Annotated in this window: 20 protein-coding genes; 15 read left to right on the top strand and 5 right to left on the bottom strand. The window is 36.2% G+C overall.

From position 1 onward, the window contains the following. Nucleotides 1–23 precede the first annotated feature (23 nt). Nucleotides 24–1,244, bottom strand: coding sequence for a gephyrin-like molybdotransferase Glp (glp, locus tag PHV22_RS05275; protein WP_299946218.1), 1,221 nt, complete (start codon nucleotides 1,242–1,244; stop codon nucleotides 24–26). A gap of 37 nt (nucleotides 1,245–1,281) precedes the next feature. On the opposite strand from glp, the gene PHV22_RS05270 reads away from it, so the two are divergent. The 11 genes from PHV22_RS05270 (at nucleotide 1,282) to PHV22_RS05220 (ending at nucleotide 10,959) form a co-directional block, all read left to right on the top strand. Continuing rightward, the gene (locus PHV22_RS05270) at nucleotides 1,282–1,689 is read left to right on the top strand and encodes a hypothetical protein (RefSeq protein ID WP_295021945.1); all 408 of its coding nucleotides are present in this window, start codon (nucleotides 1,282–1,284) and stop codon (nucleotides 1,687–1,689) included. After that, nucleotides 1,680–2,357 (top strand): 16S rRNA (uracil(1498)-N(3))-methyltransferase, encoded by a 678-nt coding sequence (locus PHV22_RS05265; RefSeq protein ID WP_295021947.1) that lies wholly within the window; start codon nucleotides 1,680–1,682, stop codon nucleotides 2,355–2,357. Before PHV22_RS05270 ends, PHV22_RS05265 begins: the two co-directional genes overlap by 10 nt. Nucleotides 2,358–2,469: 112 nt before the next feature. Then, the gene (gene rpmE, locus PHV22_RS05260; protein ID WP_295021949.1) at nucleotides 2,470–2,670 is read left to right on the top strand and encodes a 50S ribosomal protein L31; all 201 of its coding nucleotides are present in this window, start codon (nucleotides 2,470–2,472) and stop codon (nucleotides 2,668–2,670) included. A 3-nt stretch (nucleotides 2,671–2,673) separates the two neighbouring features. Further along, on the top strand, nucleotides 2,674–3,489 hold the full coding sequence (rsmI, locus tag PHV22_RS05255; RefSeq protein WP_299946213.1) for a 16S rRNA (cytidine(1402)-2'-O)-methyltransferase: 816 nt from the start codon (nucleotides 2,674–2,676) through the stop codon (nucleotides 3,487–3,489). 30 nt (nucleotides 3,490–3,519) lie between these two features. Further along, nucleotides 3,520–4,197, top strand: coding sequence for a 23S rRNA (guanosine(2251)-2'-O)-methyltransferase RlmB (gene rlmB / locus PHV22_RS05250; RefSeq protein ID WP_295021952.1), 678 nt, complete (start codon nucleotides 3,520–3,522; stop codon nucleotides 4,195–4,197). Beyond that, nucleotides 4,197–5,042: a hypothetical protein gene (locus PHV22_RS05245; protein WP_295021954.1), complete on the top strand. Its 846-nt coding sequence runs from the start codon at nucleotides 4,197–4,199 to the stop codon at nucleotides 5,040–5,042. The genes rlmB and PHV22_RS05245 overlap by 1 nt, the downstream gene beginning before the upstream one ends. Continuing rightward, on the top strand, nucleotides 5,039–5,884 hold the full coding sequence (locus PHV22_RS05240; protein ID WP_299946209.1) for a hypothetical protein: 846 nt from the start codon (nucleotides 5,039–5,041) through the stop codon (nucleotides 5,882–5,884). The genes PHV22_RS05245 and PHV22_RS05240 overlap by 4 nt, the downstream gene beginning before the upstream one ends. Before the next feature lie 91 nt (nucleotides 5,885–5,975). Continuing rightward, nucleotides 5,976–7,196, top strand: coding sequence for an LL-diaminopimelate aminotransferase (locus PHV22_RS05235; protein ID WP_295021957.1), 1,221 nt, complete (start codon nucleotides 5,976–5,978; stop codon nucleotides 7,194–7,196). Between the two features lie 9 nt (nucleotides 7,197–7,205). Beyond that, entirely contained in the window at nucleotides 7,206–8,465 is a 1,260-nt protein-coding gene (locus PHV22_RS05230; protein ID WP_295021959.1) for a homoserine dehydrogenase, read from the top strand. Between the two features lie 88 nt (nucleotides 8,466–8,553). Continuing rightward, nucleotides 8,554–10,623 (top strand): molybdopterin-dependent oxidoreductase, encoded by a 2,070-nt coding sequence (locus tag PHV22_RS05225; RefSeq protein ID WP_299946205.1) that lies wholly within the window; start codon nucleotides 8,554–8,556, stop codon nucleotides 10,621–10,623. Nucleotides 10,624–10,629: 6 nt separating this feature from the next. Then, nucleotides 10,630–10,959: a YraN family protein gene (locus PHV22_RS05220; RefSeq protein WP_295021962.1), complete on the top strand. Its 330-nt coding sequence runs from the start codon at nucleotides 10,630–10,632 to the stop codon at nucleotides 10,957–10,959. An 11-nt stretch (nucleotides 10,960–10,970) separates the two neighbouring features. On the opposite strand, the gene ftsY is transcribed toward PHV22_RS05220, so the two are convergent. After that, nucleotides 10,971–11,843, bottom strand: a complete 873-nt coding sequence (gene ftsY / locus PHV22_RS05215) for a signal recognition particle-docking protein FtsY (protein WP_299946201.1) — start codon at nucleotides 11,841–11,843, stop codon at nucleotides 10,971–10,973. A gap of 2 nt (nucleotides 11,844–11,845) precedes the next feature. Next, complete coding sequence (locus PHV22_RS05210; protein ID WP_299946198.1) at nucleotides 11,846–12,394, bottom strand: TlpA disulfide reductase family protein; 549 nt, start codon at nucleotides 12,392–12,394, stop codon at nucleotides 11,846–11,848. A gap of 64 nt (nucleotides 12,395–12,458) precedes the next feature. On the opposite strand from PHV22_RS05210, the gene PHV22_RS05205 reads away from it, so the two are divergent. Continuing rightward, nucleotides 12,459–13,022: a 5-formyltetrahydrofolate cyclo-ligase gene (locus PHV22_RS05205; RefSeq protein ID WP_295021968.1), complete on the top strand. Its 564-nt coding sequence runs from the start codon at nucleotides 12,459–12,461 to the stop codon at nucleotides 13,020–13,022. Between the two features lies 1 nt (nucleotide 13,023). Next, entirely contained in the window at nucleotides 13,024–14,592 is a 1,569-nt protein-coding gene (gene rny, locus PHV22_RS05200) for a ribonuclease Y (RefSeq protein WP_299946195.1), read from the top strand. A 160-nt stretch (nucleotides 14,593–14,752) separates the two neighbouring features. Here rny and PHV22_RS05195 read toward each other — a convergent pair whose 3' ends face one another. Beyond that, nucleotides 14,753–15,646, bottom strand: a complete 894-nt coding sequence (locus tag PHV22_RS05195; protein WP_295021971.1) for a cation diffusion facilitator family transporter — start codon at nucleotides 15,644–15,646, stop codon at nucleotides 14,753–14,755. 56 nt (nucleotides 15,647–15,702) lie between these two features. Between PHV22_RS05195 and cmoB the strand changes: the two genes are divergently transcribed. Together cmoB and PHV22_RS05185 are read left to right on the top strand one after the other, a co-directional pair. Then, on the top strand, nucleotides 15,703–16,599 hold the full coding sequence (gene cmoB / locus PHV22_RS05190; protein ID WP_295021973.1) for a tRNA 5-methoxyuridine(34)/uridine 5-oxyacetic acid(34) synthase CmoB: 897 nt from the start codon (nucleotides 15,703–15,705) through the stop codon (nucleotides 16,597–16,599). Next, entirely contained in the window at nucleotides 16,596–17,087 is a 492-nt protein-coding gene (locus PHV22_RS05185; protein WP_295021975.1) for a PaaI family thioesterase, read from the top strand. Before cmoB ends, PHV22_RS05185 begins: the two co-directional genes overlap by 4 nt. Before the next feature lie 32 nt (nucleotides 17,088–17,119). Here the strand turns inward: PHV22_RS05185 and PHV22_RS05180 are convergent, their stop codons facing one another. Continuing rightward, a complete protein-coding gene (locus tag PHV22_RS05180) occupies nucleotides 17,120–17,410 on the bottom strand; it encodes a cupin domain-containing protein (protein ID WP_299946190.1) in 291 nt (96 codons plus the stop codon). Between the last annotated feature and the right edge of the window lie 37 nt (nucleotides 17,411–17,447).

Below are 17,447 nucleotides of genomic sequence, written 5' to 3'. Positions count from 1 at the left end.
TCTTCGTTACCTAAGCTATATATTTAGCGTCTGTTTAGAAGGTCGATAGTCTGTGTAGAGTTGAAACTAAATCTTGTTGGTATGATTTTTACAATACTATCTTTTTCTAAAATTTCACACTTCTCATCCGTAATCATGTATGTATTAGAGCATGCCATTGGCGTTATCATTCCTGGAGAGCTGTCTTTGAGTGGCGCAAATATTTTACCATCAAAATAGCCTGGTGTTATGGTTACTCTTCCTGGTTTGATATAGAAGTCATCTGATATTTTTGTCTCAATTACTCCAATATATTTCTCTTTGTCGCCGCTCATAGCAAGAATAATACTTTTTGCAAAAAGTTCAAAATTTAGTGTGGCGGCTAGTGGATTTCCTGGAAGATTTAAAACCAGAGTGTTCTTTATTCGACCAAAAGTCGTTGGTTTTCCTGGTTTTATCTCTACTTTGTCAAAAAATATCTCATATCCAAATTTGCCAAATGCCTCTTTTGTGAAGTCAGCATCTCCTACACTTACGCCACCAGAAGTTATGATGAGGTCGCTATCAAGAGCACTTTTTATGTACCTTTGAATATCCTCAAGTGTGTCAGATGCAGTACCGATAAAGTCAACTTCACATCCAAGCTCCTCGGCTCTTGCAAAAAAAGTTGGGCTGTTTGTGTTGTAGAGCTGATAGGATTCAACCTTTTGGAAGTGCATCTTAAGCTCATCTCCTGAGGCAAAAATTGCTACTTTTGGTTTTTTGTAAACTTTCACATGGCTGATGCCCTGAGATGTCAAAAGTGTGATGTGATGTGCAAAGATTCTTTGACCGCTTTGTAAAATAGTGGTCTCTTTTTTTATATCTTCCCCGCATAAGCGAATGTGTCTGCCCTGTTTTAGGTTTTGAGGAAGTTTTATGTTTTTGTCAATTTGTATCACATCTTCTATTGGAACTATGCAGTTGGAACCTTTTGGAACCATCGCGCCAGTCATTATCTTAATAGCTTGATTGTTTTGCAGTGTGATAGTTGGATTGTCGCCAGCAAAAATAGTGTGAATTACTTCTACGGTTTTTCCTGCATCTTCTGTTTTTACGGCGTATCCGTCCATTGCAGAGTTGTCAAATGAGGGAAGGTTGTGAGTGGCTTTGATATCTTCGGCTAAAACGAAACCTAAAACATTCTCAATCGGTAGTATGTAAATTGATTTGACTTTTGTGTTTGCATAGATATACTCTAGCGCCTGCTCTGCTGTGACTGCCATGTCTCTTCTTTTATTAAAGTTGTTGTAAAATCTCACTATGAATGAAATGTATAATATGAGTATTGTAGCACACAACTACGGCGTTATCTCCATCTTAGTGGTGATTTTTATCAATTTTTTAATGCTCTTTGGCATAAACAGTTTAATGAAATATATGAGAGCGGTATCGCTTTTTACTCCTATTGGGGCAACTACTATTGGTGTCGTTGTTTTTACAGGTGTTGTCATGATGGCGGCAAAACATCTGCAGTTTAGTGTTGCAAACATAGCTATGATAGCTTTTGCTGCGGTTTTAATTTTTTTAGAGGTAAAACGCTCAAGCGGACTTAAATATCTTGATAAAAATAAGAGTGATGCGTTTGCTCAGTACCGAGTTTACGCAACAAAGATTTTAGCGCTAGAAGTCGCTGTTACTATTTTAATATCAGTTTGGATGTGGATTTGATATACATTTTAGAAGATAGCGCAGGAAGCGAGACTCTGCATCTAAAAGGTGAGCTTTACAAGTACTTAGTTAAGGTTCGCAGACATAAAATCGGCGATGAAATCTGCTTTAGAACGAGAGATAATCTGCTTAATTTGCACACTTATAAGCTCCAGACAATAGACTCAAGAGATGCAGTTGCTTTGCTTGTTTCGTCGATTGAAAAGGATGTTAAGAGCGAGAAGAGTCTGCATGTTGGATGGTGCGTTGTTGATTCAAAATCAATAGAAAAAGTGTTGCCATCGCTTTGTGAAATAGGTGTTGAGAGAATCTCCTTTATAAATTGTGATAGGAGTCAAAACAGTTTTAAACTTGATTTTGAGAGATTTAAGAGAATTTTGGAAGCTTCGATGCAACAAAGTGGGAGAAACTCGTATATTGAGTTTGATACATACAAAAATATAAAAGAGTTTATAATAAAATTCCCAGAGACAAAAGTGTTTGATTTTTGCGATAAAACTTTAAGTAATAGCGCTGATTTTAAGACAGTTTTGGTGGGATGCGAGGGTGGATTTTCTAGAACGGAAAAAGAGTTGCTCTCATCTTTGGAAGTTTTCAGACTAGATACTCCTATGGTTTTACGCTCTGAGAGTGCAGTTTTAGCAGTTTGCAGTAAGATGCTTTTATAGTTAATAGCAATTTAATATAGATTGAGATACAATTCCAATTCAAAAATCCCCACCCATAGGGATTCAAAAAATATATAGATATTCGCAAACTCCGAGTATCAAAAGGCAAAAAATGAAAAAAGATCTTCACCCTAAGTTAGTCGATTGTACTGTTGTTTGTTCATGTGGAAACACATTTCAAACAAAAGGAAAAACTGCTGAATTAAGACTTGACATCTGTAATGAGTGTCACCCATTCTACACAGGTTCTGAGCGTATGGTTGATACTGCTGGTAGAATTGACAAGTTCAACAAGCGTTACGCTAAGAACTAGTTTTTGCTGCAACTCGTTCCTACACCCATTGGGAACATTGGCGATATGTCACTTAGAGCTATTGAAGCTCTTCGTGATGCCGACACACTTCTTTGCGAAGACACTCGCGTTACAAAAAAACTTCTAAACATCTTAAAAGAGCGATACAATTTTCAAAAAAAAGAGAATCAAGAGTTTATTTCTCTACATTCACACAATGAAAAAGAGTTTGTAGAAAAACTCACTCCATCTTTTTTTGATAAAAATATTGTTTATGTTAGCGATGCCGGGATGCCAGGCATTAGTGATCCTGGACAACTTCTGGTTCGCTTCTGCATCGATAACGGCGTAAAATACGATATTTTTCCTGGAGCAAACGCGCTTTTAACGGCTTTTGTTGCTAGTGGTTTTGTTGAGACTCAGATGCTCTTTTTTGGTTTTTTGGATCATAAAGGAAGCAGTCGAGCTGAGGGGTTACAAAATGCACTTCACAATGGCTACACAACTATATTGTACGAATCGCCACATAGGCTTGAAAAACTTCTTTTAGAGATAGATAAAGAGGAGCCACAAAGAGAGATTTTCTTAGCAAAAGAGCTCACAAAAAAGTTTCAAAACTATTTTCACGGTACTGCAAAAGATATTTTTGAAAAACTCTCTGGAAACTACAAAGGCGAATGGGTTGTTGTTTTAAAAGCTTCGCAAGTGCAAGCAAGTAGCGCTATAAGCCAGAGCGACATTTTAGAGCTTGAGTTGCCAAAAAAAGTTCAAGCAAAACTTATTAGCAAGATAACAGGTGAAAATATAAAAGCTTGTTATCAGAGATTGCTGAATCTATAAATTTTTTTATATTTAGGATAAAATACGCCCATGTTAATATACGCAAAACAACCAGTCAACTATATGATTGACAATCATCCACAAAAAATCAAAACTCTTTATATCGCCAAAGAGATTGAAAAAAAAGAGTACTCTAGGCTTATGAAAATGGGCTTTGAGATAAAAAGAATCCCATCTGACGCAGCAGGTAAAATGTGCAAAAATGCGTCTCATCAGGGCATCTTGGCTGAAGTTGATGAGTATAAACTTCGTGATTATAGAGAGCTTTTAAATTGTGATTTCATAGTTGTGCTATCTGGACTGACGGATGTTGGAAATATTGGTGCAATCATTAGAACTGCTTATGCTCTAGGTGTTGATGGCGTTATTGCTTGCGGAGTAAAATCACTTCCATTAGAAGCAATCATCAGAACTAGCACTGGAGTGCTTTTTGATATACCTTTTTGCATTGAGACAAATATTCATGATGTCATAAACGACCTTAAGATGTCCGGCTTTTATACTTATGGTGCCGATATGGGTGGCACTGATGTGAGAGATGTAAAAGTTAAACAAAAAAGAGCTCTTGTTTTTGGAAGCGAGGGCGAGGGTCTTTGTGCAAGAGTTAGTTCTAAGTTAAACGAGATAGTAAGTATAAAAATGTCTCACGAATTTAACTCTTTAAATGTTAGTGCAGCCGGAGCAATTTTAATGGATAGGATGAGATAATGAGTATTGGTTTGGATAAGCTAAAAAGTATCGGCGTTCAGAAGATTCATGAAACAACTCATATATCAACCAAATATATTCAAGCTATTTTCCATGAGAATTTTGAAGATATGCATCAAGTTCAATTTCTTGGGTTTTTATCGATACTTGAGAGAGAGTATGGCGTAGAGCTTGAAGGACTTAGAAATAGAGGGCTTGAGTATTTTGGTACAAAAGTAAAATATAATAGAGAAGCTGAAAATTATAAGACATTTACACAAAAGAAGAAAAGAAACTTTAAGCCTATATATATATCTGTGGTTTTAGTGTTGTTTATTCTCTTCTCATTCGTAAGTATAAGATCACTGAGTAGTTCATACAGTGAGACACAGGTGGTTGATAACAGAGTTATAGAGAGTGCAAAAAACAATATTTATGCGGTTTCTAATGAAGCTAATATCTCTAATGAGCAAAATAAAACAGTAGTAACAAACGAGCAGAATCAAACAGCCATAATTATAGATCATGCGCAACTAGTAAAAGATCAAAACAAAACCATAGCAGCAAAAGATCAAAAACCAGATGCAGCGCAATCCTTTAAAATAGTCCCAAGATACAAAGTGTGGGTTGGTTTTGTGGACTTAAACACATCACAAAAGAGTAGTAAAACTTTTTCTGATGAGTTAGTTCTAGATCCAAACAAAGATTGGGCACTATCCTTTGGACATGGGTTTGTTGGTATAGAGATTAACGGAGTTATTAAAGATTTTTCAAAAAAAGAGAGACTTCATCTTCTATATAAAAACAAAGAGCTAAAAGAGATCTCTTTTGATGAGTACAAAGCATTAGGTAAAGGTGCTTTGTGATAAAACTTCTTTTAACTTTTTTTCTCTTCTCTTCACTTGCTATTGCTGAAAACTTAGCGGTAGGGAGTGATGACATTTTAATGAGGAAAGCAGTTAGCTTTATAGACCCAAAACTATTTACAAAAGATAGAGTTTTTTTAGAGACCATCCTTTCTCCTAAAAAAGATTTTTATATGGAAAATGATAGTGTGGATTCAGTAAAAATTATAAAAACTCTAAAAAACAGAGGGTTAATAAATCTGTTTTTCAAGCAACCATCAGAGATAAATCTCTCATTTAAGACAGATGGAACAACTATACTTTTTATGAAGATTATGAGTGATTCACTTAGAAATATTGGCTACTACAAATATATAACAAAAGAGTCTAGTTTAAAAGATAAAGATTTCTTATGGAAGATTAGTCTAACTTCCGAATACGCCACAGATCCTGTTTTGTTGAGTAGTGAGCTGGAAAAAAACAACTGTTTTATCACAGATATTATAAGAGAATCCGCAACCGATTGGACTTATGTTGTTGATATGAGAGATGCAAAAATTGACACAAAAAAACTTATAGATGGAGAAGGCGTTGCCCTAAAGAGGTCCCTATATGCCTATTGGCTTGATGTTTCAGGGATAAAAGAGCTTGAGATAGAGAGTTCTGATAGAAATAGTTGGTTCCCATATATATCTTATTATGATAAAAATTTACAACTTTTGAGAGTTGTAAGAGAAGATGAGAAAAAGAGAAAAGTTAGCTTTAATATAGAAAAAGATGTTTATTACATTAAAATTTCGGATATTTACACGCTAAAAAATATTAAGGATTCTCTGGTCTTAACTTCAAGAGGTGAAAAATAGTAATTTTTTACCAGCTTTTATAAGATGATTATAGTAGTAAACATAGCTATTTTACGCTAAAATTGCCCAATTTTTAAATAGGAAAACTTTAATGTTTGATGAAATTCAGTTTGATAGAATAAAAAAACTCCCAAAATATGTATTTGCAGAAGTAAATGAGCTTAAAATGGCTGAGAGGCGCAATGGTGCTGATGTTATAGATTTCTCTATGGGCAATCCAGATGGCGATACACCAGAGCATATCCGTGAAAAACTTATAGAGTCTGCTCAAAAAACTAAGACCCATGGCTACGCTGCATCAAAGGGTATTCCGAAGCTCTTAAGTGCTATTTCTGATTGGTACAAGCGTCGTTATGATTGTGATCTTGATCCAAGCACAGAATGTGTTGCTACTATTGGCTCAAAAGAGGGATACACTAGCCTTGCTTACGCCATTACTAACGCTGGAGATGTTATAGTTGTTCCAGACCCAACCTACCCAATTCACTCATACTCTTTTATTCTTGCAGGTGGAAATGTTGTTAAATTTGCTCTGAAGTTCGATGAAGATTATAAAGTTGACGAAGACCAATTTTTTATAGATTTAGAGAAAGTTTTTAAAGAGAGTACACCAAAACCAAAATATGTTTTGGTAAATTTTCCGCATAATCCAACAACAGCAACCGTTACGCCAGAGTTTTATGTCCGTCTTGTCGCTATGGCAAAAGAGAAAAGATTTTATGTTATAAGCGATATCGCTTATGGAGACATCTCTTTTGGAGGTTATAAAACGCCTTCTATTATGAGTGTTCCTGGTGCAAAAGATGTTGCAGTTGAGAGCTTTACTCTCTCAAAAAGTTACAATATGGCTGGATGGAGAGTTGGCTTTTTTGTTGGAAATAAAAAACTTATAGGCGCTCTTCAGAAGATAAAATCATGGCTTGATTACGGTATGTTTACTCCGATTCAAGTTGCGGCAACGGTCGCACTCAACGGTGATCAGCAGTGCGTACAAGATATTACAGACAAATATGAGCATCGTCAAGATGTATTTTTAGAAGCGTTTAACAAAATTGGTTGGCCTATGAGAAAAAATCAAGCAAGTATGTTTATCTGGGCAAAGATTCCTGCGTGTGCTATGCACCTTGGCTCATTTGAGTTCTCAAAAAGATTACTAAAAGAGGCTCATGTTGCAGTGGCTCCAGGGATTGGTTTTGGAGAGTATGGTGATGAGTATGTTCGTATTGCGCTTATAGAAAATGATAATAGAATTCGTCAAGCAGCAAGAAATGTAAAAGATTTTTTAAAACAGTTTGAGACAGAGAATAAGTAGGAAGTTAAGATGATAAAAGTAGGTATAATCGGTGTTGGAACAGTTGGAAAAAGTGTTATAAATATACTAAAAGATAATGCCGACATTATATCTGCAAGAGCTGGAGTTGACATAGTTGTAAAGAGCGGAGTTGTTAAAAATCTCTCTAAAGATAGAGGTTTAGAAATAATTTTAAGCGACAATGTTGATGATATTTTAGATGATAGCGAGATTGATATTGTTGTTGAGCTTATGGGTGGCGTTGATGAGGCATTTTTGGTTGTAAAAAAAGCACTCAGAAGCGGTAAAGCAGTCGTAACAGCGAATAAAGCTCTTTTGGCATACCACAGATACGAACTTCAAGATATAGCGCAAGATATGGCGTTTGAGTATGAGGCTAGTGTTGCCGGCGGTATTCCTATTATTAACGCGCTTCGTGATGGTCTCTCTGCTAACCATATAAAGTCAATTATGGGCATTATGAATGGCACTTGTAACTACATGCTTACAAAGATGATGAATGAGGATGTTGAGTACGATGCTATACTAAAAGAAGCGCAAGAGTTAGGCTACGCAGAGGCTGATCCAACTTTTGATGTTGGCGGGTTTGATACGGCTCATAAACTCCTAATCCTTGCTAGTATCGCTTATGGGATTGATGCTAAGCCAGAAGATATTTTGATTGAGGGTATCCAAAATATTAGCGCCGATGATATAGCATTCGCAAAAGAGTTTGGTTATGCGATAAAACTTTTGGGAATTGCTAGAAAAACTAACAACGAAGTTGAGCTTAGAGTTCATGCTTGTTTGATTAGCAAAGATGAGATGATAGCAAAGATTGATGGCGTTATGAACGGCATCAGCGTTGTTGGAGATAAGGTTGGAGAGACTCTTTACTATGGTGCTGGTGCTGGTGGCGATGCGACTGCATCTGCTGTTGTGGCAAATATCATAGATATCGCAAGAAGTGGAAAAAGCAAGCCCATGCTTGGCTTTGATAAACCGCTTGAGGGTGAGTTAAAGCTAAAATCCATAGATACAATAACATCAAAATACTATCTTCGTATAAATGTCTCTGATAAAACAGGCGTATTGGCAAAAATCAGTAAAATTTTTGAAGAGAACAACATCTCGATTGAGACCATGTTGCAACGACCGGCATCTAAAGATAGCGCGAATCTGCTAATCTCCACGCATATTGCAGTAGAAAAAGATATACAAAATATGATAGAGCGTATTGCAGAGTTAGAGTTTGTGAACTTTAAACCTGTAATGATTAGAGTTATATAAATCTAAGTCATTTTCTCTTTAGTTTTTTTCATCAATCACTTTAAGAGAAAAATGATAAAATCTTCGAAAAAATCCGGAAGTTTCATAAATGGAAAATATTAAAACAATAGATAGCGTGTGTACTTATTGTGGCGTTGGTTGTGATATTGCAGCAAGTGTAGATGTAGCAGAAAATAAAATCAAGAATATTTTTGCTCGTCCAGATGGGGTTGTCTCACAAGGAAAACTCTGCATAAAAGGCAAATATGGTTTTGACTTTGTTGATTCTCCTCTGAGATTAAAAACCCCTAGAATAAAAAAAAGCTTCTTAGATAAAAATCCTTCTATTAAAAATAAAATCTTTTCAACTCTTGTAGAACTAGATGAAACTTGGTATGAAACCACTTTAGATAGCGCTACAACAGCTACTGCTATGAAACTAAAAGAGATACAAGCTAGCTACGGAGAAAAAAGTATCTGCTCAATCGGCGGAGCAAGAACTTCATGCGAGAGTGTCTATCTCTTTCAAAAATTCACTCGTCACACTCTAAACTCACCGCATGTCGATAATTGTGCCAGAGTTTGCCACTCGCCATCACTAAAAGGTATGAAAACTACCATCGGCGAAGGTGCTGCCACAAATCCATACAACGATATATACAACACTGAATTTATGATAGTTATTGGCTCAAATACAACCGAAGCTCACCCCATAATTGCAAATCGCATTTTGGATGTAGCAAGGGCGCATGACAATCTGGCTGTATTTGATGTAAGAGAGATTAAGCTTCACCGTTTTGCGAAATATAAGGCAATAATGCCACATGAAGCAAATCTGCTAGTTTTAAATATGTTGGCGTTTGTGATTATAGATGAAGAGCTTTATAGCACTGATTTTGTTGCCCAGAGAACAAAAGGCTTCGCTGAGTTTAAAGAAAAAATTATAAACGACCCATACGCAAATCCAAAATATTTTGAAAATATTAAAGGGTATGAGCAACTAAGCAAGATAATTCCAAAAGTTGCCCGTGAATATGCACTTAAAAAGTCAATGATATTTTGGGGGCTTGGAATCACCGAGCATCTAGATGGCTCTTACGCGGTTATGGCGATAACGCATCTAGCTCTAATGACTGGAAATATAGGTAGAGTTGGTGCCGGACTTATGCCTCTTCGTGGACAAAACAATGTTCAAGGAGCTTGTGATATGGGAATGCTTCCATACTTTGACCCAGATTATCAGGTGCCAAAAGAGATAGGGCTAATGACTCCTCAGCTTGTGGACGAGATGCTTGAAAATCGTGTAAAAGCAGTCTTAAACATAGGTGAAGATCTAGCTCACATCCACCCAAACTTAAACAAAATAGATAGAGCTTTGGAAAATTTAGAGCTTATTATGGTTCAAGAACTATTTATGACTGATATTGCTAAAAAAGCAGACATTGTCATAGGCGTGAAATCCGCTTATGAAAAGACGGGTGTTTATATAAATGCTATGAGAAGATTGCATCTATCTCAGCCACTTGTAAAGTCAGATTTGCCAGATGATTGGGAAGTGTTGCAGATGTTAGATAACAAAATGGGCGGAACTGCTTCTTACAAAAACTCAAATGATATCTGGGATGAAGTAAGAGAGGTAGCATATCGCCGTTTTAGCGGTGCTTCATACTCTCGCCTTGAGAGACATAGAAAAAGAGGCCTCCAATGGCCAGTTCATACAGAAGATACGCCGATTTTACATCAACTAGATTTTAGAACTGATGATGGTTTGGGCGAATTTCATTATCATCAATACAAACTCCGTGGTATGGTTAAAGAGATTGTAGATAAAAAGTTATCAGGCTACCATCTAACGACGGGAAGAGTCATAGCTCACTATAACAATGCGGCACAAACTTTGCAGAGCGAGAGCCTAAATAGTCGTTATGATGAGGATATTCTCTTGGTTTATGAGGGAGATTCTGATGATTTTAGAGGTACTCACATTATCTTAAAAACTGAATTTGGCGAAACAACTCCACTTAGGATAAAACTAACAGATAAAGTCCAGCCTAAAACACTTTTTGTAACATTTCATCATGCTAAATCAAAAGTAAATGCCCTATTTGGTGACAAGTGCGATGAGCTGATATTGACTGCCGCGTTCAAATCCATAAAAGTAGAAATAGTTGAGTGCTAAAGTTGGATGAGCAGAGAAAAAGGAAATCTCGCCGAGGATAGAGCATATAGCTTCCTACAAGAGAGCGGCTTTAGTATCATAGAGAGAAACTTTTACTCCCGCTTTGGGGAGATAGACATCATAGCCATAAAAGATAAAGTACTTCACTTTGTAGAGGTAAAAAGTGCTCTTGATTACGAACTGGCCATCCAAAACATAACCCCAAAAAAACTCTCCAAACTCATAAAAACCGGAGATATTTATCTTAAAAAAAATGGTTTAAATATGGATTATGCGTATGATGCACTGATTGTAACACCAATGAAAATTTGGCATTTGGAGAATATAACTATTTAATGCGCTTAATTTTACTCTTCATAAATAGCATCTAGCAAACCATCAACGAACTCATATTTATCAAATGGCACTAGGTTTTCTGGTTGTTCTCCTGTTCCAACATAGAGAATTGGTAGTTCAAGTGCATAAGCTATGCTAAATACACTTCCACCTTTTGCGGTTCCATCTAGTTTTGTGATGATGATACCATCGATTCCAACCATCTCATGAAATGCTTTTGCTTGAGCTATGGCGGAGTTGCCTTGGGTTCCATCTAAAATCAAAATAGTTCTGTGAGGCGCACCGCTATGGGCTTTTTCGCAAATACGATGAATTTTTTTAAGTTCATTTGCTAGATTTGTTTGAGTGTGGAGTCTTCCAGCCGTGTCAATGATTACATGATCATACCCTTTTGCCTTTGCTGAGTCAATTGCATCATAAGCAACTGCAGAGCTGTCATGTCCTTGTTTTGATGCAACTATTGGAATATTAAGTTTTTTTGCCCAGAGTGTTAACTGCTCAATCGCAGCGGCACGAAAAGTATCTCCTGCACCTAGCAAAACTTTTTTGCCCTCATTTTTATATTTTGATGCTAGTTTTGAGATAGTTGTAGTTTTGCCAGCTCCATTTACTCCGATGATTAACTCAACGAAAGGCGCCTTAAACTCTGGTTCTTTATAAGATGTATAGGCGAGAGTTGCTAGAAGTTTTGAGCGAAGAATATCTCTTGTTATTTTGCTTTGGTAGATTTCGTTTAGGATTATTTCAACCAAAGAGTACTCAACATCCGCCTCAAGCAAAATCTCCTCAAGCTCCTCTTTTGAAAAAGAGAGCTGTTTTTTTGGAACGATAGCTTTTATGGCTTCCGCAGTTTTTGATAGAGAGTTTTTTATAAAACTAAACATATCTATTTGCCTAGAGCGTTTTTAATCTCACTCTCTATAAATTCCTCTTCAGTTACACCAACGAAATGGTTAACCAGTTTTCCATCCTTATATAAAACCATCAAAGGGATAGGGTATCTCTCTCCTAGTTTTAGCTCGTTGACGATAGCGTCACTCAATCTGCGATTTTGGTCAGAGTTTACTAAGATATATTTAGCATGATTTTTAGTTGCAAATTCTGTTAGTTTTGAGTTTGCAACTTTATCCTCAATAGTCAATCCAATAATAATAACATCATTTTTAAATTTTTCCTGAAGTGAGGTAAGATGAGATGCTGTATCCTGACAAGGTGGACACCAAGTCGCAAAAATATCAAAAATTACTATTTTCCCTTTTGCGCCATCAAGCACAAAACCACTTCCCTGCTGTTTTACAACATACTCTTTTTTGTCAAGTCCAGTTAAAACGAACTCGTTTTTTGAAACCATATCATTGGCGTCATCTTTTTTAGAGCAACCTCCAAGCAAGAATATGGAGAGAGTTGAGATAATTAAAATAGTTTTTTTGAACATTAGTGCAACCTTATTTTCTGTTTTTAGAGTAGAATAAGCGAAATTATAACCATAAAGAATTTATATGCCTCTTACAAAAACAACATTCAGAGAAGATTGTCTTAAAAGATTAAAAAAAAACCAAACTAGAAATCTACAATTTAAAAAATCAAAAATTAACGCTAATTTACAAAAAGTGGTTAAAAAGCTAAAAGCCAAAAACATACTTCTCTTTAATCCACTTCTTTTTGAGGCTGATATAAGAAAAACAACCAATCTTTTTCGTAAAAAATATAATCTATTTATACCGCTTATGCAAGGCGAAAGTTTTAAGATGGTACCATTTAGATTACCGCTCAAAAAAAGTAAATTTGGTATTTATGAGGCGGGAAATAGTCTAAGAAATATTAAAAAAATTGATATAGCCGTAGTGCCAGCTGTTGGTGTTGATGGAAAATTACAACGAATAGGCTTTGGAAAAGGGATGTATGATCGTTTCTTTGCGAAGTTAAAAAAAAGAGCATATATAATTTTTGTACAATCGGAGTTTTGTTACACAAAAGAGTTTATTTGTGATGATTATGATATAGATTGTGATTTACTAATCGCACCAAAAGTTATGATGTATATGGCTAGAAATAGGAAATAAAATGTTACATGAGATGCTAGTAGGTGGTGTTGCAACCGCAGTTAGTGGACTTGTTGGATTTATTATCTCTAAAAAAATAACTAATGCTAATTTTGATATATATATAGAAAAAGCTAAGGCAAAAGCTGGAGCAATAGAAAACGAAGCGCACATACTGCTTCAAAAATCCAATATAAAAGCCCAAGAGATTGAGCTAGAGGCAATGAGAGAGTATGAAAGTGCAAGAGACAGAGCAAGAGCAGATTTAAGCCAAAGAGAAGATGATATTGTACGAAAAGAGCAGAGTTTTAAGCGCAATAAGCAAAATGAAGAGAAGAAACTTTATGATGAAGAGAGCGCACTAAAAGCTAAAAAAGTTGATTTGCAAAGAAATGAGAAATCTTTAGAGCTACTAAAAAAGAGATATGAAGAGAAACTTGATGAAGTTTTTCACACGATTGAGTACTATTCGGGAATGACAAAAGATGAGGCGCAGGCTATTTTGTTTGAAAAAGTTGAAGAGAAGTCTCGTGCGGAGATAGCGCATATTGTTAGACGATATGAAAATGAGGCAAAAAAAGAGGCAAAAAAAAGAGCTAACTATATTTTGGCTCAAGCCACAAGTAGATATGCAGGAGAGTTTGCAGCAGAGAAACTTACAAGCATTGTTCAGTTAAATGATGACGAGCTAAAAGGTCGTATAATTGGCAAAGAGGGTCGAAATATTAGAGCATTGGAGTCAACGCTTGGTGTTGATATTATCATTGATGACACTCCAAAAGCAATTATTGTAAGTAGTTTTAACCTCTATCGTAGAGCAATTGCAACAAAAACAATCGAGCTACTTGTAGAAGATGGAAGAATTCAACCAGCTAGAATAGAGGAAATTTACACAAAAGTTTGTGATGAATTTGAAACAGCAATACTTACTGAAGGTGAAGATGTAGTGGCTGATTTGGATATTGGAGTTATGCATCCAGAGCTCGTTAAACTTATAGGGAAACTTCGATATAGAGCTAGCTATGGACAAAATGCACTCTCTCATACACTAGAAGTTGCTTATTTGGCGGGCATTATGGCCTCTGAGATGGGCGGCGATGCTAGACTTGCTAGAAGAGCGGGAATTTTGCATGATATAGGTAAAGCGTTGACGCATGATCATGCCGGAAGCCATGTTGATTTAGGTGCTGCTATTTGTAATCGTTATAATGAACATAGTGTAGTTATAAACGCTATTTATGCACATCATGGTCAAGAAGAGATACTATCAATTGAGTGTGGAGCTGTTTGTGCAGCCGATGCCCTCTCTGCAGCGAGACCTGGGGCAAGAAGGGAAGTTTTAGAGAGTTTTTTAAAGAGAGTAACAGAGATAGAGGAGATAGCAACAAGCAGAGTGGGAGTTGTTCAGGCATATGCTATAAATGCTGGACGAGAGGTTAGAGTTTTAGTTAATGCTATGCTTATTAACGACGATGAAGCTATTTTGGTGGCAAAAGAGATAGCAAAAGACATAGAAGCAAAAGTCCAATATCCAGGCGAGATAAAGGTTAGTGTTATACGAGAAAGCAGAGCAATAGAGTTTGCTAAATAAAAGAAGAGTCTCTCCCGCCAAAAGGAAGTTTCTTTAGAAAAACAAACTTATTAATAATTCCTTGTAATTCTCGAAAAACTAGTTTTTCGTAGCTTTAGGAGGTTGGAAGGGACGAACGAGCCCCTCCCGCTAAAACGGACTCATTCGTTTTAGCGCATAATCAGTAAAGATCTTCTACCTCATTTATCTCTGAGTCATCGTATGGATCCATATGTATAAGTATGTGAACTTTTTTATCTTCAAATAGAGCTCTTAGTTTTGCTTCTACTTTATCCGAGATTGCATGTGCATCATAGAGAGAGATACTTATATTAAATACTGCATGAAATGAGATAAATATATGCGAGCCAGATTCTCTTGTTCTTAAATCATGAAAAGCTACTATCGCTTTTTCGCTCTCAAGTATATTTACAATATCCTGCATCTGTTCTTGGGTTAGCGCTGCATCAAGAAGCATTAAAACTCCCTCTTTGATGATTGGAACAGATGAGTAAATCATATACAATCCAATTAATATACCCAATATTGGATCTATTAAGTACTCTCCAGTATAAGCAATGACTCCAAGAGCAAACAAAATTGCTCCGTTTGAGAGCAGGTCTGTTTTGTAGTGAAGAGCATCTGCTTTTATGACCATATTGCCAGTTTTTTTAGCAACATTATTTAAGAAAATAACCAAAAAAGCGGTGATTACAAAAGAGACAACCATAACAATTATGCTCTCATTGACTCCACTCATTGGCTCATGATCTATAAATTTTGAGAGTGCCTGAAAGAGTATAAAAAACGCAGAAAACGAGATTACTATCCCCTCCATAACGGCGGCCATGGGTTCAATTTTTCCTCGTCCAAAGTGAAACTTGTCATCTGGATCTTTTTCTGCGCTATTAAGAGCAAAGTAGTTAAACAATGAGATGATAAGATCTAAAAACGAGTCAATCGCAGATGCCATTACGGCAATAGAACCGCTAAAAATTCCAACTGTCATTTTTATGATAACAAGTAGCGCTGCTGTTGAAGTTGAGACAACAGTCGCTTTTTTTTCTAAACGCATAAAACTCCCTATTTGGATACAATTATAATTAAAAAAAATTAAGATAAAGCACAACAATGAATATAGATAGCGTAAGAGCAGAGAGAGAAAAATGGATGGGATGGAAAAATATTGCTCCCATCCGTGAGCAGTTAAACGACCTTGAAGATGGTTCTTTTGAGGTCAATCTGGGTGATGCTATTGAGATTGGTGGAGAGTATAAAGATCTCTTGAAGCTTCGTGATATTGCAAAATCTATGATGCCATGGAGAAAAGGTCCATTTGTGCTTTTTGACACATATATAGATTCTGAGTGGAGAAGCAATGTCAAATACAATCTTCTTCGTAAACATTTTAATTTAAAAGATAAGAGAGTTGCCGATATAGGTTGCAACAATGGCTACTATATGTTTAGAATGCAAGAAGATAAGCCAAAACTGCTCGTTGGTTTTGATCCATCGCCTCTATTTAAAACACAGTTTGATTTTATAAATCATTTTGTAAAGAGTAAAATTGTTTATGAACTACTTGGTGTTGAGCATCTGGAGTTTTACGAAAAAAAGTTTGATTTTATATTTTGTTTGGGTGTTTTGTATCACAGAAGCGATCCTATTGCGATGTTAAAATCACTCTATAAGGGATTAGAAAATAGTGGTGAAGTTATTTTAGACACATTTTATATAGAGGGCGAGGGCGAGTTTTGTTTATGTCCCGAGTCATCTTATTCAAAGATACCAAATGTCTATTTTGTTCCGACAATAAAAGCTCTTAAAAATTGGTGTAAAAGGGCTGGATTTAGTGGCTTTGAGGTTCTTGAGCGTTCTAAAACAGACTCAAATGAGCAGAGAAAAACTTCTTGGATTGAAGGCGAATCCCTAGAGAATTTTTTAGATGAAAATGATAAAACAAAAACAGTAGAGGGTTATGATGCTCCTGCTAGAGTCTATGTTAGACTTACTAAGGATAAGAAGTGAAATTAAAAAAAGATACTGAAGATGATATTGATTTAGATGAGTTGCATCTTGAGGAAACCTCTGGTAAAACAACCGTTCTTTTAAGAACTCACGAGAGAATAAATGGTGAGCTTTGTGGAGAGATTCAGAAAATGGAAGCTGGGTATGTTGAGCTCATGCTAACAACTGTTCCAGAGATGGTGGTTGATGAGCATGGCTTGGTTCATGCGGGATTTATTTTTAGTGCAGCGGATTATGCTGCAATGCTTGCAGTAAATGAGAGAAATGTAGTTTTGGTTGGAAGTGAATGTCAGTTCTTATCACCTGTAAAAATTGGAAATATAGTAAATTTTACTGCTAAAGTTCGCCATAAAGAGGGGCGAAAAAGAAATGTGCATGTAGTTGGTTTTGTTTATGATATAAAAGTTTTTGAAGGTGAGTTTAAGACTGTAATCACAGAGAGACATGTCCTAAAACTTAAACTTCTTGATGATGGTGATGCTCTATAGTTAACTGCTCTAGGCTGGCAGAGTAACTAAGCCTAGCCAACTAAAACTATGGAGTCCTCTTTGTTTGGAACCAAACATAAAAAACTGTAACTCTCATCCCCTATGGTTTCGTAGCTATGAGAAACTCCTGCTGGAATTAAAAATATATCTCCAGCTTCAGCCGTTACTTTTTTATCACCTATTTGAACCAATGCAGAGCCAGAGATAACATACTGTTCATGTTCAATCGCATTCGTATGAAGTGGCATATGTCCACCAGCTTCAATAATAAAATTGCGCATAGCGAAGTTTGGCGTCTCCTCTGAAGATAATAACATCCTCATTGATACCCCTTTACCTGCTTTTTGTGCCACTGTTTCA

It is taken from the genome of Sulfurimonas sp. (genome assembly GCF_028713515.1).
GTDB lineage: Bacteria > Campylobacterota > Campylobacteria > Campylobacterales > Sulfurimonadaceae > Sulfurimonas.
This window is presented reverse-complemented; position numbering and strand designations above follow the sequence as displayed.